This is a genomic window from Streptomyces sp. NBC_01408, from assembly GCF_026340255.1.
In the GTDB taxonomy this organism is placed as follows: Bacteria; Actinomycetota; Actinomycetes; order Streptomycetales; family Streptomycetaceae; genus Streptomyces.
Window position 1 is genome coordinate 3418426 of the sequence record NZ_JAPEPJ010000001.1, and the last position, 20871, is coordinate 3439296.

Sequence of the window (20871 nt, forward strand, 5' to 3'; positions counted from 1 at the left end):
CGGACCACAGCAGAAAATATGGTCATTCCCGCTGATGGGCGGGCAGACCACGTGGATCGCGGGCAGTTGGTGACATTCGTGACACGGCGGCACCTGCGACAGGGCGATCCACCACAGAGCGGAGGACTCAGAGAATGGCCGGCGCGATGCGCAAGATGGCGGTCTACCTCGGCCTCGTGGAGGACGACCGGTACGACAACCCGGGGTACGACCCCGACGACGAATTCGAGCCCGAGCCGGAACCGGAGCGAGCCCGGGAGCGGGACCGCCGCCAACAGCCGGTCCACCAAACGCCCGTAACGGACGAACCGGTACGAGTCGTCCAGCCTCCGGCGCAGCGGGAACCCATCCCAATTCCGGTGGAAAACGGACGTCCTGCGCGAATCGCCCCCGTGGCATCCATCACACCTGACCGCACCAACCTGGAGAAGAACGCCCCCGTGATCATGCCCAAGGTCGTCTCCGAGCGGGAGCCGTACCGCATCACGACGCTGCACCCCCGGACCTACAACGAGGCCCGTACCATCGGGGAACACTTCCGTGAGGGCACTCCGGTGATCATGAATCTCACGGAGATGGACGACACGGACGCCAAGCGTCTGGTGGACTTCGCCGCCGGTCTTGTCTTCGGTCTGCACGGCAGTATTGAACGCGTGACACAGAAGGTGTTCCTGCTGTCGCCTGCTAACGTCGATGTCACGGCGGAGGACAAGGCCCGCATCGCGGAGGGCGGGTTCTTCAACCAAAGCTAGACCGATCCTTCAGATACGGGACCGGGAACAGAGCGAGAAACGGGGAGAGGGAAGCGCGGGATGGGTGTCGCACTGCAGGTCGTCTACATCGCGCTGATGTGCTTCCTCATCGTGCTGATCTTCCGACTGGTCATGGACTACGTGTTCCAGTTCGCACGTTCATGGACGCCCGGCAAGGCGATGGTGGTCGTTCTGGAGGCCACCTACACTGTCACCGATCCACCGCTCAAGCTTCTCCGGCGGTTCATCCCGCCGTTGCGTCTCGGGGGCGTGGCACTCGACCTGTCCTTCTTCGTTCTGATGATCATCGTTTACATCCTCATCAGTTTCGTGAGCACCGCTGCGAGAAGCGTGTGAACGATGTGCTTCCCCGCAGGCGCGGGGACAGTCCCGATACGGTCTTGCCGACTGCCGACGACTACGTAGAGGTGAAGAAGACATGCCGCTGACCCCCGAGGACGTGCGGAACAAGCAGTTCACGACCGTCCGCCTCCGAGAAGGCTATGACGAGGACGAGGTCGATGCCTTCCTCGACGAGGTCGAGTCCGAGCTGACGCGCCTGCTGCGCGAGAACGAGGACCTGCGCGCCAAGCTGGCCGCCGCCACGCGTGCCGCCGCGCAGAACCAGCAGCAGCAGGGAATGCGCAAGCCGGAACCCCAGGACCAGCGAGGCCCCGGTGCCCCCGTGCCCGCGGCCATATCCGGCCCGCCGCAGCAGCAGCAGCCGCAGATGGGCCCGCCGCAGCTGCCGGGCGGCCAGCCGCAGCTGCCCCCCGGCCCCGGCGGACACGGACCGCAGGGTCCGGGCCCGATGGGCGGCCCCATGCAGCAGCACCCCATGGGTGGACCGCAGGGCATGGGTCAGCAGGGCATGGGTCAGCAGGGCATGGGCCAGCAGGGCATGGGCCAGCAGTCCATGGGTGGCCAGAACCCGCTCGGCCAGCAGATGCAGCAGCCCATGGGCCAGCAGATGCAGCCGATGGGGCAGCAGATGCAGCCCATGGGTCAGCCCATGCACCAGCAGCAGCCGCAGCTCCCGCAGCAGGGCCCCGGTGGCGACAGTGCCGCCCGCGTCCTGTCGCTGGCCCAGCAGACCGCCGACCAGGCGATCGCGGAGGCCCGTTCCGAGGCCAACAAGATCGTCGGCGAGGCCCGTTCGCGCGCCGAGGGCCTGGAGCGGGACGCCCGCGCCAAGGCCGACGCGCTGGAGCGGGACGCGCAGGAGAAGCACCGCGTCGCGATGGGCTCCCTGGAGTCCGCCCGCGCCACGCTGGAGCGCAAGGTCGAGGACCTGCGGGGCTTCGAGCGTGAGTACCGCACGCGTCTGAAGTCCTACCTGGAGTCGCAGCTGCGCCAGCTGGAGACCCAGGCCGACGACTCCCTGGCCCCGCCGCGCAACCCGGGTGCCCCCTCCCTGCCGCCGGCGCCGTCGCCCTCGATGGCTCCGGCCGGTGCGATGGGCCACTCCATGGGCGGTCCGTCGATGGGCGGCCCGTCCCCCATGGGCGGTCCCTCCCCGATGGGCGGAGCCCCGTCCTACGGCGGTCAGCAGCAGATGTCCCCGGCCATGACCCAGCCGATGGCTCCGGTCCGGCCGAATGCTCCGCAGCCGATGCAGGCGCCGTCGCCGATGCGCGGCTTCCTGATCGACGAGGACGACAACTAGGCGCCCCGGCGCCTGTCGGCAGTCGCTTTTCGGGCCGGGCCCGGTTCCCCTACGGGGGCACCGGGCCCGGCCCGTTCCCGTACCCGGGTGCGGCTCCGTTGCCGGGGGCGCTGCCCCCGGACCCCCGCGCCTCAAACGCCGGCGGGGCTGGATTTGGCTGGGTTGCCCGCAGGGCAATTCCAGCCCCGCCGGCGTTTGAGGCGCGGGTCCGGGCAGAGCCCGGGAAACGGCGAAAGGGCGGGGCGGGGAGAAACAAAACGGCCCGCACCCCCCGGGAAGGGGAGGTACGGGCCGTTCGGTCCGGAGGGCTACGCCTTGCGGAGGCGGAACGTCAGGGACAGGGCCTCGTCCGTGAAGGCCTCGCCGTACGCACCGTCGGCGGAGCCCTCCGCGAAGTCCGTGGCCAGGACCTCGTCAGAGATGAGCGCCGCGTGATCCGTCAGGGCCGTGACCACCTCGGGCGCGTCGGAGACCCACCGCAGGGCGATCCGGTCCGCCACGTCCAGGCCGGAGTTCTTCCGGGCCTCCTGGATCATGCGGATCGCGTCACGCGCCAGGCCCGCCAGCCGCAGCTCCGGGGTGATCTCCAGGTCCAGGGCGACCGTCGCGCCGGAGTCCGAGGCCACCGACCAGCCCTCGCGCGGGGTCTCCGTGATGATGACCTCCTCCGGGGTCAGGGCGACCGGTGAGCCGTTCACCTCGACCTCGGCGGAGCCGGAGCGCAGGGCCAGCGAGAGCGCGGCGGCGTCGGCCGCGGCCACCGCCTTCGCGACGTCCTGCACGCCCTTGCCGAACCGCTTGCCCAGCGCACGGAAGTTGGCCTTCGCGGTGGTGTCCACGAGGGACCCGCCGACCTCCGACAGGGAGGCCAGGGAGGAGACGTTCAGCTCCTCCGTGATCTGCGACTGGAGCTCGGCGGAGAGCGCGTCGAAGCCCACCGCGCCGACCAGGGCCCGGGACAGCGGCTGGCGGGTCTTGACGCCCGACTCGGCGCGCGTGGCGCGGCCCAGCTCCACCAGGCGCCGGACCAGCTGCATCTGCTGGGAGAGCAGCGGGTCCACGGCGGAGGTGTCCGCCTGCGGCCAGGACGACAGGTGCACCGACTCCGGGGCGTCCGGGGTGACCGGGACGATCATGTCCTGCCAGACCCGCTCCGTGATGAAGGGGGTCAGCGGGGCCATCAGCCGGGTGACGGTCTCCACGACGTCGTGGAGGGTGCGCAGCGCGGCCGCGTCACCCTGCCAGAAGCGGCGGCGCGAGCGGCGGACGTACCAGTTCGACAGGTCGTCCACGAACGCGGACAGCAACTTGCCGGCGCGCTGGGTGTCGTACGCCTCCATCGCCTCCGTGACCTCGGTGGTGAGGGTGTGGAGTTCCGAGAGGAGCCAGCGGTCGAGGACGGTGCGGTCCGCCGGGGCCGGGTCGGCCGCGGAGGGAGCCCAGTTCGACGTACGGGCGTACAGGGCCTGGAAGGCGACCGTGTTCCAGTAGGTGAGGAGCGTCTTGCGGACGACCTCCTGGATCGTGCCGTGACCGACGCGCCGCGCCGCCCACGGGGAGCCGCCGGCCGCCATGAACCAGCGCACCGCGTCCGCGCCGTGCTGGTCCATGAGCGGGATCGGCTGGAGGATGTTGCCCAGGTGCTTGGACATCTTGCGGCCGTCCTCGGCGAGGATGTGGCCGAGGCAGACCACGTTCTCGTAGGAGGACTTGTCGAAGACGAGGGTGCCGACCGCCATCAGCGTGTAGAACCAGCCGCGGGTCTGGTCGATGGCCTCCGAGATGAACTGCGCCGGGTAGCGCTTCTCGAAGATCTCCTTGTTCTTGTACGGGTAGCCCCACTGCGCGAACGGCATCGAGCCCGAGTCGTACCAGGCGTCGATGACCTCCGGGACGCGGACGGCCTCCAGGGAGCAGCCCTCGTGGGTGCAGGTGAAGGTGACGTCGTCGATGTACGGGCGGTGCGGGTCCAGGGCGGACTGGTCCTGCCCGGACAGTTCGGTCAGCTCCGCGCGGGAGCCGACGCAGGTGAGGTGGTTCTCCTCGCAGCGCCAGATGGGCAGCGGGGTGCCCCAGTAGCGGTTGCGGGACAGCGCCCAGTCGATGTTGTTGTTCAGCCAGTCGCCGAAGCGGCCCTGCTTGACGGAGTCCGGGAACCAGTTGGTCTTCTCGTTCTCCCGCAGCATCGCGTCCTTGACGGCGGTGGTGCGGATGTACCAGGACGGCTGCGCGTAGTAGAGCAGCGCGGTGTGGCAGCGCCAGCAGTGCGGGTAGCTGTGCTCGTAGGCGATGTGCTTGAAGAGCAGGCCGCGCGCGTCCAGGTCGGCGGTCAGCTTCTCGTCGGCCTTCTTGAAGAAGACGCCGCCGATCAGCGGGACCTCCTCCTCGAAGGTGCCGTCGGGGCGGACCGGGTTCACGACCGGCAGGCCGTAGGCGCGGCAGACCGCGAGGTCGTCGGCGCCGAATGCGGGGGACTGGTGGACCAGACCGGTGCCGTCCTCGGTCGTGACGTACTCGGCGTTCACGATGTAGTGGGCGGGCTCCGGGAATTCCACGAGCTCGAAGGGGCGCTGGTAGGTCCAGCGCTCCATCTCCTTGCCCGTGAAGGTCTCGGCGGTGGCCTCCCAGCCCTCGCCGAGGGCCTTCTCCAGCAGCGGCTGGGCGACTACGAGGTTCTCCTCGCCATTGGTGGCGACGACGTACGTGACCTCGGGGTGGGCCGCGACGGCGGTGTTGGACACCAGGGTCCAGGGCGTGGTCGTCCAGACCAGGAGGGCCGCCTGGCCGGCCAGCGGGCCGGAGGTCAGCGGGAAGCGGACGAAGACCGAGGGGTCGACGACCGTCTCGTAGCCCTGGGCCAGCTCGTGGTCGGAGAGGCCGGTGCCGCAGCGCGGGCACCAGGGGGCGACGCGGTGGTCCTGGGTGAGCAGGCCCTTGTTGAAGATCTCCTTGAGCGACCACCACACGGACTCGACGTACTCGGGGTCCATGGTCCGGTAGGCGTCGTCCAGGTCGACCCAGTAGCCCATCCGGGTCGTGAGCTCGGTGAACGCGTCGGTGTGGCGGGTCACGGACTCGCGGCACTTGGCGTTGAACTCGGCGATGCCGTACGCCTCGATGTCCTGCTTGCCGTTGAAGCCCAGCTCCTTCTCGACGGCGAGCTCGACGGGCAGGCCGTGGCAGTCCCAGCCGGCCTTGCGGGCCACGTGGTAGCCGCGCATGGTGCGGAACCGGGGGAAGACGTCCTTGAAGACGCGGGCCTCGATGTGGTGCGCGCCGGGCATGCCGTTCGCGGTGGGCGGGCCCTCGTAGAAGACCCACTCGGGGCGGCCCTCGGACTGCTCCAGGGTCTTGGCGAAGGTCTTGCTCTCGCGCCAGAAGTCGAGGACGGCGTGTTCGAGGGCGGGCAGGTCGACCTGGGCGGGTACCGGGCGGTACTGCGGCGGTGTGGTCATGAGGCTGAACTCTTCCTCCGGCGGGATGTCACTTCCGTCCGGAGGGACGAGAGCCGTTCCTGAATCCAGGACGCCTGCTCCCGCGGTACCACCCTCCTTGGCCGCCGGACAGGTCCGGTGGCCCCCTCATTGGGGTGCGAAGCCGGTTCTACTCGCCCTACGGGGATCCGTGCGGGCTTTCTTCCGGCGGCTCCGGGGTGATCCTTCACATCGCGCTCGCCCCCGGGCTCTCACCGTCCCCGGGTCGCTCCTGGCTGCGTCCGACGCTACTCGTCCCCATCCATGCCTCTCGCTGCGCTCAGTGTACGGGCCGGGGCGCGCCTCGGCAGACCGGTTTACGGGGGCCCGTGGCGGGGCCGTCGGCCCGGCGTGGCGGGGGCGCGGAACGGGCGTCGCGGTGACCCGAACGGCCCGATGCGCCGGTACGGATTCCGGTGGGGCGGGTGGGGCGGGTTATCGGGCCTGCGGATGGGCACAACGGATGCAGGTCGACCTCGCTGGATGCGTGCCCCGTTGCCGCGGGGCCGGTGTCGATTTATCGTTCCGGCACGATTCGCGAGCGATGATCACAGTATGTGAAGGGGCCGCGGCCATGGTGGCGAAGAAGACCGCCGGGAGTACTTCCAGGACGGCTGCGGCCGAGGAGGTACCCGCCGGGAAAGCCGTGGCGAAGAAGGCCGTGGCGAAGAAGGTCGTGGCGAAGAAGGCCGCGGCCAGGACGAGCGCGGCCGGCAAGAGCGTGGCGACCAAGGCCCCGGCCAGGAAGGCGACCACCGCCGACGGGACCGCCGTGAAGACGGCGGCCACCAGGAAGGCGACCACCAAGAAGGCGACCGCCGTCAAGGAGACGACCGCCGTCGAGAAGCGGAAGGCCACGGCCAAGACGGCCGAGGCCGAGGGGGCGGCGCAGGCCGCGAAGAAGACGGGAGTCCGGAAAGTGGTTGCCAAGAAGAGCACCGGGACGGCTAGGAAGACGGCCGAGGCCGCCACCAGCGGGCTGCCCAAGACGCGCGCCACGGCGGCCTCCGTGCCGGGCGAGCTCGCCGTACGGCCCGGGGAGGACCCCTGGACCCCGGCGGAGGTCGCGGAGGCCCGTACGGGGCTGGCAGCGGAGAGCCTGCGGCTGCGCAGCGAGCTGGACGCCTCGGAGGTGGCCATCTCGGGCCTGATGCGGGACTCGGGCGACGGCGCGGGCGACGACCAGGCCGATACGGGCACCAAGAACATCACCCGGGAGTCCGAGCTGGCGCTCGCGGCGAACGCGAGCTCGATGCTGGAGCAGACCGAGCGCGCCCTGGAACGGCTCGAAGCAGGTACGTACGGGCTCTGCGAGAACTGCGGGAAGCCCATCGGCAAGGCCAGGATGCAGGCCTTCCCGCGGGCCACGCTGTGCGTGGACTGCAAGCAGAAGCAGGAGCGGCGCCACTAGACGAGTAGGTCCGGCAGTCCCTCCCGTGGGCGCTGGGTGGCCCGGCGGTCACCGTCGGTGGCCGCCCGGGCGGGCCGTGCGTACGGTCGGCCCGGGAGTACGCCTCCTGACGGGCGGTGTGCGGGCGCCCTGACGTACCCTCGTGTCTCGTCAGGGTCCAGGAACCTGGCAGGTGTCGTCGGCAACCTGGTTCGAGCTAGTTCGAGGGACTCACGTGACAGAGGCGGAGCGCATCATCGGTACGCCGGAGGTCGGGGACGACGCCGAGCCGGAGTCCGCCGAGCCCAAGGGGCGCCGGCGGATCGTGGCGCTGCTCGTCGTGGCGCTGCTCGCCTACGTGCTCGACCTCGGCAGCAAGATGCTGGTCGTCGCGAAGCTGGAGCACCAGCCGCCGATCGAGATCATCGGTGACCTGCTGAGGTTCGAGGCGGTCCGCAACCCCGGCGCCGCTTTCGGCTTCGGCGAGGCCTTCACGATCATCTTCACCTGCATCGCCGCCGCCGTGATCGTCGTGATCGTCCGGCTGGCCCGCAAGCTGTACAGCCTGCCGTGGGCGATCGCGCTGGGCCTCCTCCTCGGCGGGGCGCTGGGCAATCTGACGGACCGGATCTTCCGCTCGCCGGGCGTGTTCCGGGGTGCGGTCGTCGACTTCATCGCGCCGGCCCACTTCGCCGTGTTCAACCTCGCCGACTCCGCGATCGTGTGCGGCGGCATCCTGATCGTGCTGCTCTCGTTCAAGGGGCTGGACCCGGACGGGACCGTCCACAAGGACTGATCGCGGGACGGGTCTCCTGTCGAGTCCTGCATACTCGACAGGTGAGTACGATTCCCGAGATCCGCACCCTGCCCGTTCCCGATGGCCTCGAGGGCGAGCGCGTCGACGCCGCCATCGCCCGTATGTTCGGATTTTCCCGGACGAAGGCGGCCGATCTCGCGGCCGCGGGGAAGGTGTCGGTCGACGGCAGTGTCGTCGGGAAGTCCGAGCGTGTACACGGTGGCGCCTGGCTCGAAGTCGAGATGCCCGAGCCGCCGCGGCCGGTCGAGGTCGTCGCCGAGCCCGTCCCGGGCATGGAGATCGTCCACGACGACGACGACATCGTCGTCATCATGAAGCCGGTGGGCGTCGCCGCCCACCCGAGCCCCGGCTGGACGGGCACCACCGTCATCGGCGGCCTCGCCGCGGCCGGCTACCGCATCTCCACCTCCGGCGCCTCCGAGCGCCAGGGCATCGTGCACCGCCTCGACGTCGGCACGTCCGGCCTGATGACCGTCGCGAAGTCGGAGCGGGCGTACACCTCCCTGAAGAACCAGTTCCGCGAGCGGGTCGTGGACAAGCGCTACCACGCGCTGGTGCAGGGCCACCCGGACCCGATGAGCGGCACGATCGACGCGCCGATCGGCCGCCACCCGAGCGCCGACTACAAGTGGGCCGTGACCCAGGAGGGCAAGCCCTCCGTCACCCACTACGACCTGATCGAGGCCTTCCGCGCCGCCTCGCTGCTGGACATCAAGCTGGAGACCGGGCGTACGCACCAGATCCGCGTGCACATGGCCGCGCACCGGCACCCGTGCGTCGGCGACCTGACCTACGGCGCCGACCCGACGGTGGCCAAGCGGCTGGGGCTGACCCGGCAGTGGCTGCACGCGGTGCGGCTCGGCTTCGAGCACCCCTCGGACGGGCAGTGGGTGGAGTTCGAGAGCACCTACCCGGCCGACCTCCAGCACGCGCTGGACGTGATCCGGGCGGAGAGCGAGTGACCTCGCCGGTCGATTCGCCGGTCTCCCCGCCGGTCGAGGTCCGGGTCGTCGCCTCGCAGGAGGACCTGAAGTCCTGCTTCGCGGTGCGGACCGAGGTGTTCGTGGTCGAGCAGTCCGTGCCCGAGTCGATCGAGTACGACGCGTACGACGCGGGCGCGGTGCACGTGCTGGCCGTGGGGCCGGACGGGGTGCCGCTGGGCACCGGGCGGCTGCTGCACGGGGCCGCCGCGCTGGCCAAGACCGGGTCCGAGGGCGTCGGCTCGCTGGGCCGGCTGGCCGTACGGAAGTCCGCGCGCGGGCTGGGCGTGGGCGTGGCGCTGGTGCGGGCGATCGAGGCGGAGGCCGCGCGGATGGGCCTCGTCGCGGTGGACCTGGGCGCGCAGACGCATGCGCTCGGCTTCTACGAGCGGCTCGGGTACGTGGCGTACGGGCCGGAGTTCCTTGACGCGGGTATTGCGCACCGCTCGATGAGGCGTCCCCTGGCGGAGGCCCGCCGGTCCTGACGCCGGGGCCCCTGCGGGGGCGCTGTCCGGTCTGGCCTGGGCTGCCGCCGCCCGGGCCGCGCTCGGTTCGGCGTTCCGTCCGTGCCCGTGCTCGCCGCCGTTGCTGGGGCTCCGCCCCAGACCCCGCGCCTCAAACGCCGACGGGGCTGAAATCGCCTTTCAGCCCCGCCGGCGTTTGAGGCGCGGGCGCGGAGCGCCCGTAAGGGGTGCGGGGCGGAGCCCCGACACGGGTCCGCGGGCTCTCACCGCGCACCGCCGAGCGCAGCGGCCTGGCAGGGTGGGGGAGTGGATCAGCTTGCTCTGCTGTTCGTGCTGCTGCTCGGGGCTGTGGTGACCGTTCCGCTCGGGGATCGGCTCGGACTGCCCGCGCCCGTGCTCATGACCCTCGGCGGGGTGGGGCTCGCGCTGGTTCCGGCCGTGCCCAATGTCGACATCCCGCCCGAGTACATCCTTCCGCTGGTCCTGCCCCCGCTGCTGTACGCCTCCGTGCAGCGCACCTCCTGGCGGCAGTTCGCGGCCAACGTCCGGCCGATCCTCCTGCTGGCCGTGGCCCTGGTGTTCGTCACGACCGCCGCCGTCGCCGCAGTCGCGCACGCAGTGGTGCCCGGGCTGCCGATCGCCGCCGCCGTCGCGCTCGGCGCGCTCGTCGCCCCGCCCGACCCGGTCGCCGCGACCGCCGTCGCCGGTTCGCTCGGGCTGCCCCGCCGGATGGTGTCCATCCTGGAGGGCGAGGGGCTCTTCAACGACGTCACCGCCATCGTGCTCTACCACGTGGCGATCGCAGCGGCCGTCACCGGCGGCTTCTCCTGGCCCGACGCGCTCGGGGAGTTCGTCCTGTCCGCGGTCGTCGCCTTGGCCGTCGGACTCGCCCTCGGCTGGGCCGCGAACCGGCTGATGGGCATGCTCGGCGACGCCACGCTCCAGATCGGGCTGACGCTGCTGGTGCCGTTCGTGTCGTACGTGGTGGCGGAGGAACTCCAGGGGTCGGGGGTGCTCGCCGTACTGACGACCGCGCTGTTCCTCGCCGAGTACGCGAACGACGCCGACGACGTCCTGGGGCGCCTGGCCGGGCACACCTTCTGGGAGGTCGTCGACACACTGGTCACCGGCGTGGCGTTCGGCCTGATCGGGCTGGAGCTCCACAACGTGTTCGGTACCGCCCAGGGCCGCGCGGGGGAGATGGCCGGCTGGGCGGCGGCCGTGACAGGGGTGGTGGTCGGCGTACGGCTGGTGTGGCTGCTCCCGGCCGGCTGGCTCGCGAAGAAGCTGCACAAGCGGCGCGACTACGACGAGGAGATCCCGCTGAGCTGGCGGGAGAGCGTGGTGATGTGGTGGGCCGGGATGCGCGGGGTGGCCTCGGTGGCGCTGGCCCTGGCCATCCCCTTCCGTACGGACAGCGGTGAGCCCTTCCCCGCGCGGGACCAGATCGTCTTCATCGCCTTCGCCGTGATCATGGTGACGCTGGTGCTGCAGGGGCTGACCCTGCCCTGGCTGGTCCGGCGGCTGGGGGTGGAGGCCGACACGGACGCGGCGCGGGAGACCGAACGGCAGCTGGCGATCCGCGCCGCCAAGGCCGCGAAGCGGCGGCTGCGGGAGATCCAGGAGGTCGAGGACCTGCCGGAGGACCTGGTGGAGACGCTGTACCGGCGCGCGTACGACGTCGGGGCGCGCATCAGCCCCGACATGGTGGACGAGGAGCGGCGGGAGGCGTACACGCAGCGGGTGCAGCGGATCCGGGACGTCCAGCGGATCCAGCGCGAGATGATGTCCGCCGCCCGCCACGAGGTCCTCTCCGCCCGCAGCGAGCCCGGCGCCGACCCGGAGATCGTGGACCGGGTGCTGCGTTTCCTGGACGTCCGCAGCCTGCGGAGTCCGTAGGGCCAGGCCTGGACGCGGTCGGGTGCGGCGCCGCTGCCGGGGCTCCGCCCCAGACCCCGCGCCTCGAACGCCGGCGAGGCTGAAGATGCCTGCCGGGCCGCCCTACACCGCGTAGCGGTCCGGGGCGAAGAGGTGGAGGTTGGCCGCGACCCACTCCGAGGTCCTGCGCAGGCCCTCCGTCAGGGAGACCTCGGGCTGCCAGCCCGCCCAGTCGCGGGCGCGGGTGTTGTCCGACAGGAGCCGCTGGACCTCGCTGCCCGACGGGCGCAGCCGGGACGGGTCCACGACCAGCTCCGCCTCCCGGCCCGAGGCCGCGATCAGGGACCGCGCGAGGTCGCCGACGGAGATCTCCTCGCCCGTACCGAGGTTGACCACCTGGCCCAGGGCCCGGTCGCACTCCGCCACCGCGAGGAAGCCCGCCGCCGTGTCCGTCACGTACGTGAAGTCCCGCGTGGGCGTCACCGAGCCGAGGCGGACCTCTGCGGCGCCCGCGTGGAGCTGCGCCAGGATCGTGGGGATCACCGCGCGCGCCGACTGGCGGGGGCCGTAGGTGTTGAAGGGCCGCACCACCGTCACCGGCAGCTCGAAGGCGTGGTGGAAGGAGAGCGCCATCATGTCCGCGCCGATCTTCGACGCGGAGTACGGGGACTGCGGCTGGAGCGGGTGGCTCTCGGCGATCGGGGCCGTCAGCGCCGTCCCGTAGACCTCGCTCGTGGAGGTGTGCACCAGGCGGCGCACCCCGTGCCGGCGGCAGGCCTCCGCCACGTTCTGCGTGCCGGTGACATTGGTCTGCACGTACGCGCCGGGCGAGTCGTAGCTGTACGGGATGCCGATCAGCGCCGCCAGGTGGAAGACGGTGTCGCAGCCGGCCACCGCGTCGCTGACCCGGCCCGCGTCGCGGACGTCGCCCGCCCACATCTCGACCGGACCGTCCGAGTCGGCCAGGTACCGGGCCAGGTGGCCCTTCTCGGCGTACGGCTTGTAGTGCACGAAGGCGCGCACCCGCGCCCCCCGTGCCACCAGCAGGTCCACCAGCGTCGAGCCGATGAAGCCCTCGGCTCCGGTGACGAGGACGGTGCGGTCGGTCCAGGTGTTCACATGCGCTCCAGAAGGGGGGTGAGGGGGGTGGGGACGAGGCCGGCGACGCGGAGGACCTCCGCGGCCAGCAGTTCGGCGGCCCGCGCGTGCGGGCCGGGGTCGGCGGCGCCGGCCATGGCCGCCAGCCGGGCCGGGTCGGCCAGCAGGGGGCCGACGAGCTCCGCGAGGCGTTCGGCGGTGGTCTCGGCGTCGGGCAGCAGCAGTCCGGCGCCCGCGTCGGACAGGACCCGGGCGTTGTGGGTCTGGTGGTCGCCGGGGGCGTGCGGGTAGGGGACGAGCACCGCCGGGACGCCGGTCGCCGCGAGTTCCGCGACCGTCGCCGAGCCCGCCCGGCACACCACGAGGTCGGCGGCGGCGTACACCAGGTCCATCCGGTCCAGGTACGGCACGGCCCGCGCGATCCGCCCGCCGCCCGAGGCCGCGAGCTCCCGCTCGGTGTCCGCCAGCGCCGCCGGACCCGTCTTGACCAGCAGCTGTACGTCGTCCCGCCCCTGCCAGAGCCCGGCCAGAGCGGCTGCGGCCCCGGTCAGGCGCAGGGCGCCCAGGCTGCCGCCGTTGAACACCACCAGCCGCCGCCCGGCGGGAACCCCGAGGGCCCGCCGGGCCTCGGCACGAAGTGCCGCGCGGGCCGCTCCGGGCAGGTCCGCGAGTCCGGCGAGGGCCGCGGAGATCGGCATCCCGGTGGTCAGCGCCCGCGCCCCGCCTGCCAGATGGGCGCGGCTGCGGTCGAAGGCCACCGCGATGTGCGGGGTGAGCCGGGCCGCGAACTGGTTGGCGCGGCCGGGCACCGCGTTGGACTCGTGGATCACGGCCGGCAGCCCGGCGAGGCGGGCGCCGAGCACGGCGGGCGCGCTCGGGTAGCCGCCCATGCCGACGACGGCGTGCGCGCCCTGGGCCCGGAGCACGGCACGCGCCTGGTGCGCCGAGCGCAGCAGCGCGGCGGGCAGCAGGTACCGCTTCGCGCCCAGCGCCGGGTCGAAGGGGATCATGTCTACGGTGTGCAGGCGGTAGCCCGCGCCGGGGATCAGCTCGGTCTCCAGGCCCCGTTCGGTCCCGATGAACGAGACCACGGCGCCGGGGACGGCTGCGCGCAGCGCCTCGGCGAGAGCGAGTCCCGGATAGATGTGGCCGCCGGTGCCGCCCGCGCCGATCACGACGGAGAGGGGCGCCCGGGGCGTGTCTCGTGCGTCTCGTGTGGTCATGGACGCACCCTCCCGGTGCGCCCTAAGAAGGTTCTAAGAGGAACTCTCACAAGCCTTTGGCAGGCTTTGCCCCATGAGCACCCTGAACAGGCATCGGATTCTGGTGGTGGACGACGAGCCCGAGGTACGGGCCGCCGTGGAGGACGGCCTGGCCGTCGAGGGGTACGAGGTGCGGGGAGCGGCGGACGGGCTGGCCGCCCTGTCCGAGGTGGCGGCCTGGGAGCCCGACGCCGTCGTCCTGGACGTGATGATGCCGGTGCTCGACGGGCTGGGGGTGTGCCGGCAGCTGCGCGCGATGGGCGACCGGACGCCCGTACTCGTCCTGACCGCGCTCGGCTCGGTCAGCGAACGCGTCGACGGGCTGGAGGCGGGCGCCGACGACTACCTGGTCAAGCCCTTCGCGCTGGACGAGCTGGTCGCGCGGGTACGGGCGCTGCTGCGGCGGGCCGCGCCCGAGCCCGCGGGCGCCGCCGCGCCGGCCTTCGCCGACCTGGTGCTGGACCCGGTGACCCGGACCGGGCGGCGCGGCGGCCGGCCGCTGGAGTTCAGCCGGACCGAGGCCGCCCTGCTGGAGCTGCTCCTGCGCCACCCCGGCCAGGTGCTGCCGCGCGAGCTGATCCTGGAGCTGGTGTGGGGGCGGGACTTCGGGCCGGACTCGAACTCGCTGGCCGTGTACGTGGGCTACCTGCGCCGGAAGCTGGAGGCCGGGGGCGAGCCGCGGCTGGTCCACACCGTGCACGGGGTCGGCTACCGGCTGGACACGGCATGACCGGGCCCGGCAGGCGGGGGCTCGGGGCCGCCTGGCGCAGGCGCAGGCCGCTGCGCACCCGGCTGGCGCTGGCCGTCACCGCGGCGGTGGCCTTCGTGGCCGTCGTCGTCTGCGCCGCGGCCTTCTTCGTCGTCCGGGGCGCGCTCTACCGGCAGCTCGACCTCAGCCTCACCCAGTCCGCCCGGCTCGCCGCCCAGCGAAACCCGGACGCCGGGCCGGGCCCGCTGGCCGGGGAGTGCCGCTTCCTCGCCGCCCCGGCCTGCGCGGAGGTGGTCCCGGCCGACCCGGCCCGGGATCCCCGTACGCCGGGTCTGCTGCCCGTGGACCCGGCCGCCCGGGAGGTGGCCCGGGGCGAGCGGGCCCCGTACTACACGAACTTCACGCTCGCCGGACACCCCGCCCGGATGCTCACCACCGACTACGCCGACGGGCGGGCCCTCCAGGTGGCCCTGCGGGCCGACCGGGTCGAGGAGGGCATCGAGGAGGCCGCCTGGTGGCTCGTCCTGACGGCGGCGGCCGGGGTGCTGCTCGCCGCCGTGCTCGGCCACTGGGTCTCGCGGACCGGACTGGCCCCCGTCACCCGGCTCACCGCCACCGCCGAGCGGATCGCCGCCACCCGGGACCCCCGGCACCGCATCGAACTCCCGCCGCCGGGGCGGGAGGACGAGATCACCCGGCTGGCCGGGAGCTTCAACACCATGCTGGGGGAGCTGGAGGAGTCCGTCACGGCCCAGCGGCGGCTGGTCGCGGACGCCTCCCACGAGCTGCGGACCCCGCTGACGGCGCTGCGCACCAACGCGGAGCTGCTGGCCCGGGCCGACCGGCTCACCCCCGCCCAGCGCGAGCGGGCGTCCGGCGCGCTGGGACGGCAGCTGCGGGAGGTGACGGGGCTGGTGAACGACCTGATCGAGCTGGCCCGGGACGAGGAACCGCAGCCGCTCGTCGAGCAGGTCCGCCTGGACACGCTGGTGGAGCACGGGGTGCGGGCGGCGCGGGCGCACTGGCCGGACGTACCGTTCCGCTGGCGCGCGGGCCCGGCGGTGGGGGAGGCGGCGGGGGAGGCGGCCGTGGTGCCGGGGGTGCCGGCGCGGCTGAGCCGGCTGCTGGGGAACCTGCTGGACAACGCGGCGAAGTTCAGCCCGGCCGGGCTGCCGGTGGAGGTCGAGCTGACGGTGCGGGGCGCCGGCGCCGGGCCTGAGCTGACGGTACGGGACCACGGGCCGGGGATCGCGGCCGCGGACCTGCCGTACGTCTTCGACCGGTTCTACCGGGCCGATGCGGCGCGGGCGCTGCCGGGGTCGGGGCTGGGGCTGGCCATGGCGCGGCAGATCGCGCGGGCGCACGGGGCGGAGCTGACGGCCGAGGCGGCGCCGGGGGGTGGGGCGGTGTTCCGGCTGACGTTCTGACCCGGTGCGACGCCGGGGGGCTCGCGCCGCGGAGGCGGGTGGATTGGGCTGAGCTGTGTCCCCGCCTGCGGGTCGGCTGCTGGGGCTCCGCCCCAGGCCCCGCGCCTCAAACGCCGGCGGGGCTCGAATTCGGGGCTCTGCCCCGGACCCCGCGCCTCAAACGCCGGCGGGGCTGGATTTGCCCGGCGGGGTCGGATCGTCCGGCCCGGCCGGGGCGGTGGGTGGGGGGACGGCTTCGGAGGTGGTGATGCGGGGGAGGGCGTAGGGGTGGTGGGTGAGGAGCCAGGTGATCATCCGCTCGCGGACCGCGCAGCGGACCGTCCAGACGTCGTCCGCGTTGTGTGCCGTGACCACCGCCCGGACCTGGACCGTGTGCGGGGTGGTGTCCGTCACAGCCAGTCCGCCGCCCCGGCCGTCCCACTCGGGGACGTCCTTCAGGATCCGCTGGAGCTCCTCGCGCATCAGGTTGACCGGGGCGCTGTGGTCCAGGTGCCAGAAGACCGTGCCGGTCATCTGCGCACCGCCGCGCGACCAGTTCTCGTAGGGCTTGTTCGTGAAGTACGAGACCGGCATCGTGATGCGGCGCTCGTCCCAGGTACGGACGGTCAGGAAGGTCAGGGTGATCTCCTCGACGGTGCCCCACTCCTTGTCGACCACCACCGTGTCGCCGATGCGGACGGTGTCGCCGAAGGCGATCTGGAGGCCGGCGAAGAGGTTGCCCAGTGAGGACTGGGCGGCGATGCCCACCACGATGCCGAGGACGCCGGCCGAGGCGAGCATGGACGCGCCGAGGGTGCGCATCGGCGGGAAGGTCAGCAGCATCGCGGCCAGCGCCACGACCACCACCACCGCCGTGACCACCCGCTGGATCAGCGTGACCTGGGTACGGACCCGGCGGACCCGGGCGGCGTCGGGGTGGGCGGCGGCGTACCGGGCGTAGGTGGAGTCGACGACCGCCGTCGCGAACCGCACCAGCAGCCACGCCGCCCCGGCGATCAGCACCAGGGTCAGGGTCCGGCCCACGCCCACCGGGTGGTCGGGCAGGATCCCCGCCCTGCGGTAGGAGCCTCTCAGCAGTGTCGTGCACAGGACGAGCTGGAACGGCAGGCGGCAGCGGCGCAGCAGGCCCCAGAAGGGGGTCTCGGTGTGCCGGGCGTCGGCGCGGCGCAGCAGCAGGTCCAGCAGCCACCCCGCGATCAGGGTGATCACCAGAGCGCCGCCGACGACCGCGACGGGGCGCAGTACGTTCTCCATCTCCATGGGGAGGAAGGTAACCGGAAGGCGGCTTCTCACACCTTCCATCGGCGGCTGGCACGATGAGAGGCATGAACATCATGCTTTTCCACTCGACGTACGGGCTGCGGCCCGCGGTGCACGCGGCGGCCGACCGGCTGCGCGCGGCCGGGCACCAGGTCCAGGTGCCGGACCTCTTCGAGGGGCGCACCTTCGAGACCGTCGAGGAGGGTCTGGCCCACCAGGACGAGATCGGCCGTGACGAACTGCTCCGGCGCGCGGTGCTGGCCTCCGCCCCTTACTCCGACGAGGGCCTGGTCTACGCGGGCTTCTCCTTCGGCGGCTCCGTCGCCCAGCACCTGGCGCTGGCCGACGAGAAGGCGCGCGGGCTGCTGCTCCTGCACGGGACGGCGGACCTGGAGGACGGCGCCTCGGCCGACGAGCTGCCGGTGCAGCTGCACATCGCCGACCCGGACCCCTTCGAGTCGCACGACTGGCTGACGGCCTGGTACCTGCGGATGCAGCGGGCCGGGGCCGATGTGGAGGTCCACAACTACCCCGGTGCCGGGCACCTGTTCACCGATCCGGGGCTGGAGGACTACGACGCCGAGGCCGCCGAGCGGCTCTGGAAGGTCGCGATCGGGTTCCTCGACACCCTGTGAGACGCCGGAAACCGGCTCTCCGCAGATGAGCGGAGAGCCGGTTCCCGTGTCGTTCAGCCGGTGCCCCGGGGGGAGGTCCGGGGCCGGACGGTGGTTCAGCCCGCCCGGTAGGCGGTCCAGCTGCTCTGCATCCGGGTCACCTGGCCGGCGGTGAACTGGTACATGCAGGAGTCGTACGTGTAGTCCATGAAGTTGCGGATCGGGTCCACGCCGGGCTTGCTTGCGCAGCTGTCGCGGCCGGCCGGGCACTCGTACGCGGCGCTCTTCTCGGCCGGGGTGTCGGAGACGTAGTCGCCGTTTCCGTTGCACCCGCCCTGGAAGGTGTGGTAGAGCCCCAGCCAGTGGCCGACCTCGTGGGTCGCGGTGTCACCCTCGTTGTAGTTGGCCGAGGAGCCGCCGGGCAGCGAGGCGTCGAGCACGACCACGCCGTCCATCTTGGGGCTGGAGGCGTAGGAGGTCGGGAAGGTCGCCCAGCCGAGCAGACCGCCGGAGAGCTTGGCGGTGTAGAAGTTGAGCGCGCCCGGACCGCCCTGGCGCAGGGTGTTCTTCATGTCCTTCTCGGCCTGGGAGCCGGAGGCCAGGTTGTACCAGGAGGCGTTGTCCGTGTAGTCGGTGGACGCCAGGGTGAACTGGAAGTTCGTGTTGGCGTTGCCGGTGCCCTGGCCGCCGTAGGCCGAGTTCAGGACCGACAGCTGCTTGTCGATGTCCGTGGTCGACAGCTTTCCGGTGGTGCCGGAGTGCACGACGTGGAAGTAGACCGGGATGTTCACGACGGCCGCGGCGGCTTCCATGCCGCGCTGCGGCTGGTTCTTCAGGGCCTTGTCCAGCTTCGCCTTGAGGTCGGCGTCCATGGCCTTGGCCTGCGCCTCGGTGACCTCGTTGGGCTCGTCCGCGTGCTCCTCGTGGGCGCGGGACACGCGGGCGTTCGCGGGAGCGGCGGACTCCTCGGCGCAGACCTCGGCGGGGGTCTTGGCGGCGGCGAGCGTCGTGGGGGCGGCCAGCGGGGTGAAGGCCAGGGTTCCGGCCAGGACCGCGGTGCCCATCAGACGGCGGCGGAGAAGGGGGGATATGCGGGCAACGGCGCGCACGTGTGCTCCTCGAGGTGGGGACTCGGTGGGGGGTTTCCGGCCTGTGGATCTCTCCGGATGGCGCGAAGCTTATGTGTCCATGACACCCACGGGTCAAGCCTCTTACGTAAAAGATTTGTTGCTTCTGATGACAGAGGGGCCCCTGGTCTGCACCAGGGGCCCCTCTGTGCCGCAAATTTGACGGATTGTCAGCGAACCGGTCGGTCGGCCCGCTCCACCTTCTGGGTCCCGTTGAGGGTCCGGTACGAGCGGGTCCAGGCGGCCGTGGCGTCCTGCCGCCGCTTGTCGGAGACCACGTAGTAGTCCATCTGCGAACGCTCGGCGGTCACGTCCAGCACGCCGTAGCCGTGGGCGTCCATGTCGAGCCACTTCACGTGCCAGTTGGCGCTCTTGACGGCCGACTCCGCGACCAGCGAGGCGGTGTCCGCCGGCACGTGCAGGATGTCGTCGAGGTTGTCGGAAGTCACCGAGGTGACCACGAACTCGGTCGCCGCCGTGCCCGAACCCGGGTACGTCGCCATGTTCACCGGGACCTCGTTGGCCCACGCCATGTGGATGTCACCGGTCAGGAACACCGTGTTCTTGACGTTCCGGTCCTTCAAGTGGCCCAGGAGTTCCTTGCGGTCGTCCGTGTAGCCGTCCCACTGGTCCACGTTGACCGCGAGTCCGCCCTGCGGCAGGCCCAGCAGCTTGGCCAGAGGCTGGAGCAGGTGCGCGGGCAGCGAGGCGAAGGCCACCGGCGAGATCATCACCGAGGTGCCGACCAGCTTCCAGGTCGCGCCGGACTCCGCGAGGCCCGCCTTGAGCCAGTCCAGCTGGGCCCGTCCGGTGAGGGTGCGCTCCGGGTCGTCCACCGAACCGCTGCCGACCTTGACCTGCTGGGACCGGAAGGAGCGCAGGTCGAGCAGGTGCAGGTCGGCGAGGGTGCCGAAGCGCAGCCGCCGGTAGACGGTGCCGGCTATGGAGGCGCGTACGGGCATCCACTCGAAGTACGCCTGCTTGGCGGCGGCCGCGCGGGCCGCCCACTCGCCCTCGGTGGCCGGGGTGTGGTTGTCCGCGCCGCCCGCCCAGGTGTCGTCGGCGAACTCGTGGTCGTCCCAGATGGCGATGACCGGGTGCGCGGCGTGCAGTGCCTGGAGGTCGCCGTCCGTCTTGTACTTGCCGTGCCGGGTGCGGTAGTCGGCGAGCGAGACGATCTCGTGCTTCGGCTCGTGCGGGCGCACGACGTACTTGGCTTCCGGGTACCCGCCCGACTGGTACTCGTAGATGTAGTCGCCCAGGTGCAGGACCGCGTCCAGGTCCGCGCGGGCGGCCAGGTGGCGGTAGGCGGAGAAGTAGCCGGACTCCCAGTTGGCGCAGGAGACCACGCCGAAGCGGACCCCGGCCGTGGTGACGTCGTGGCCCGCGGTGGTCTTGGTGCGCCCGACGGGGGAGACGGTCGCGCCGGCGGAGAACCGGTACCAGTACGGGGTCTGCGGCCGCAGTCCGCGCACGTCCACCTTGACGGTGTGGTCGGTGGCGGCGCTCGCGGTGACGGCGCCCCGGGCGACGATCTGGGAGAAGGCCTTGTCCCCGGCCACCTCCCAGGTCACCTGGGTGTCGGGGCCGGCGCCCGAGCCGGGCACGGCCGCGGCGGTCGGGGTGACGCGGGTCCACAGCAGGATGCCGTCGGGCAGCGGGTCACCGGAGGCGACGCCGTGCAGGAAGGCGGGGGCGGTTTCCGCCGCGTGGGCGGTGGCGCCCAGCGAGGTGATGGGGGCCAGCGCGGCCGTGGCCGCGGCGGCGAGGACGACCGTACGGCGGCGGGGAGTTGCCGCGGTCGAAGAGGAGTTGAGATGACTGGTCACGGATGATCATATTACTGACCGGTACTGCTCCGGGACCAGACCCGGAAATGCGACGGGCGGGCGAACTCTGGGAGTCCGCCCGCCAGTTGGAGCGCGATGTCCGGAAAACCGGCTTTCCGAATGGC

Annotated in this window: 17 protein-coding genes; 11 read left to right on the top strand and 6 right to left on the bottom strand. The window is 72.1% G+C overall.

Annotated elements, in window-relative coordinates; genetic code table 11:
* Positions 1 to 134 precede the first annotated feature (134 nt).
* The 3 genes from OG447_RS15550 to OG447_RS15560 all read left to right on the top strand — a co-directional run bounded on the left by OG447_RS15550 (position 135) and on the right by OG447_RS15560 (position 2418).
* On the top strand, positions 135 to 752 hold the full coding sequence (locus tag OG447_RS15550; protein ID WP_266937098.1) for a cell division protein SepF: 618 nt from the start codon (positions 135 to 137) through the stop codon (positions 750 to 752).
* 60 nt (positions 753 to 812) lie between these two features.
* Entirely contained in the window at positions 813 to 1109 is a 297-nt protein-coding gene (locus OG447_RS15555; RefSeq protein ID WP_030155988.1) for a YggT family protein, read from the top strand.
* 82 nt (positions 1110 to 1191) lie between these two features.
* Entirely contained in the window at positions 1192 to 2418 is a 1227-nt protein-coding gene (locus OG447_RS15560; RefSeq protein ID WP_266937100.1) for a DivIVA domain-containing protein, read from the top strand.
* Positions 2419 to 2726: 308 nt separating this feature from the next.
* Here OG447_RS15560 and ileS read toward each other — a convergent pair whose 3' ends face one another.
* Entirely contained in the window at positions 2727 to 5873 is a 3147-nt protein-coding gene (gene ileS, locus OG447_RS15565) for an isoleucine--tRNA ligase (protein WP_266937101.1), read from the bottom strand.
* A 592-nt stretch (positions 5874 to 6465) separates the two neighbouring features.
* Between ileS and OG447_RS15570 the strand changes: the two genes are divergently transcribed.
* The 5 genes from OG447_RS15570 (at position 6466) to OG447_RS15590 (ending at position 11441) form a co-directional block, all read left to right on the top strand.
* The gene (locus OG447_RS15570) at positions 6466 to 7302 is read left to right on the top strand and encodes a TraR/DksA C4-type zinc finger protein (protein ID WP_266937103.1); all 837 of its coding nucleotides are present in this window, start codon (positions 6466 to 6468) and stop codon (positions 7300 to 7302) included.
* 214 nt (positions 7303 to 7516) lie between these two features.
* A complete protein-coding gene (lspA, locus tag OG447_RS15575; RefSeq protein ID WP_266937104.1) occupies positions 7517 to 8077 on the top strand; it encodes a signal peptidase II in 561 nt (186 codons plus the stop codon).
* Between the two features lie 41 nt (positions 8078 to 8118).
* The gene (locus OG447_RS15580) at positions 8119 to 9060 is read left to right on the top strand and encodes an RluA family pseudouridine synthase (protein ID WP_266937105.1); all 942 of its coding nucleotides are present in this window, start codon (positions 8119 to 8121) and stop codon (positions 9058 to 9060) included.
* A 65-nt stretch (positions 9061 to 9125) separates the two neighbouring features.
* Positions 9126 to 9563, top strand: a complete 438-nt coding sequence (locus tag OG447_RS15585; RefSeq protein ID WP_266938893.1) for a GNAT family N-acetyltransferase — start codon at positions 9126 to 9128, stop codon at positions 9561 to 9563.
* A gap of 285 nt (positions 9564 to 9848) precedes the next feature.
* Positions 9849 to 11441 (top strand): Na+/H+ antiporter, encoded by a 1593-nt coding sequence (locus OG447_RS15590; RefSeq protein WP_266937107.1) that lies wholly within the window; start codon positions 9849 to 9851, stop codon positions 11439 to 11441.
* A 102-nt stretch (positions 11442 to 11543) separates the two neighbouring features.
* On the opposite strand, the gene OG447_RS15595 is transcribed toward OG447_RS15590, so the two are convergent.
* Both OG447_RS15595 and OG447_RS15600 read right to left on the bottom strand, forming a co-directional pair.
* Positions 11544 to 12539, bottom strand: a complete 996-nt coding sequence (locus OG447_RS15595; RefSeq protein WP_266937109.1) for an SDR family NAD(P)-dependent oxidoreductase — start codon at positions 12537 to 12539, stop codon at positions 11544 to 11546.
* Positions 12536 to 13741, bottom strand: a complete 1206-nt coding sequence (locus OG447_RS15600) for a glycosyltransferase (RefSeq protein ID WP_266937110.1) — start codon at positions 13739 to 13741, stop codon at positions 12536 to 12538. Before OG447_RS15600 ends, OG447_RS15595 begins: the two co-directional genes overlap by 4 nt.
* A gap of 73 nt (positions 13742 to 13814) precedes the next feature.
* Here OG447_RS15600 and OG447_RS15605 point away from each other — a divergent pair, with 73 nt between their 5' ends.
* Both OG447_RS15605 and OG447_RS15610 read left to right on the top strand, forming a co-directional pair.
* Entirely contained in the window at positions 13815 to 14510 is a 696-nt protein-coding gene (locus OG447_RS15605; protein ID WP_266937111.1) for a response regulator transcription factor, read from the top strand.
* A complete protein-coding gene (locus OG447_RS15610) occupies positions 14507 to 15916 on the top strand; it encodes a cell wall metabolism sensor histidine kinase WalK (RefSeq protein ID WP_266937113.1) in 1410 nt (469 codons plus the stop codon). The genes OG447_RS15605 and OG447_RS15610 overlap by 4 nt, the downstream gene beginning before the upstream one ends.
* A 156-nt stretch (positions 15917 to 16072) precedes the next feature.
* Here OG447_RS15610 and OG447_RS15615 read toward each other — a convergent pair whose 3' ends face one another.
* Positions 16073 to 17170 carry a mechanosensitive ion channel family protein gene (locus tag OG447_RS15615; RefSeq protein WP_266938894.1) on the bottom strand — a complete coding sequence of 366 codons (1098 nt, stop codon included), beginning with the start codon at positions 17168 to 17170 and terminating at the stop codon, positions 16073 to 16075.
* 62 nt (positions 17171 to 17232) lie between these two features.
* Here OG447_RS15615 and OG447_RS15620 point away from each other — a divergent pair, with 62 nt between their 5' ends.
* Entirely contained in the window at positions 17233 to 17811 is a 579-nt protein-coding gene (locus OG447_RS15620) for a dienelactone hydrolase family protein (RefSeq protein ID WP_266937114.1), read from the top strand.
* Positions 17812 to 17906: 95 nt separating this feature from the next.
* Here the strand turns inward: OG447_RS15620 and OG447_RS15625 are convergent, their stop codons facing one another.
* Complete coding sequence (locus OG447_RS15625) at positions 17907 to 18854, bottom strand: zinc metalloprotease (protein WP_266938895.1); 948 nt, start codon at positions 18852 to 18854, stop codon at positions 17907 to 17909.
* A gap of 233 nt (positions 18855 to 19087) precedes the next feature.
* Positions 19088 to 20746: an alkaline phosphatase gene (locus tag OG447_RS15630; protein WP_266937116.1), complete on the bottom strand. Its 1659-nt coding sequence runs from the start codon at positions 20744 to 20746 to the stop codon at positions 19088 to 19090.
* Between the last annotated feature and the right edge of the window lie 125 nt (positions 20747 to 20871).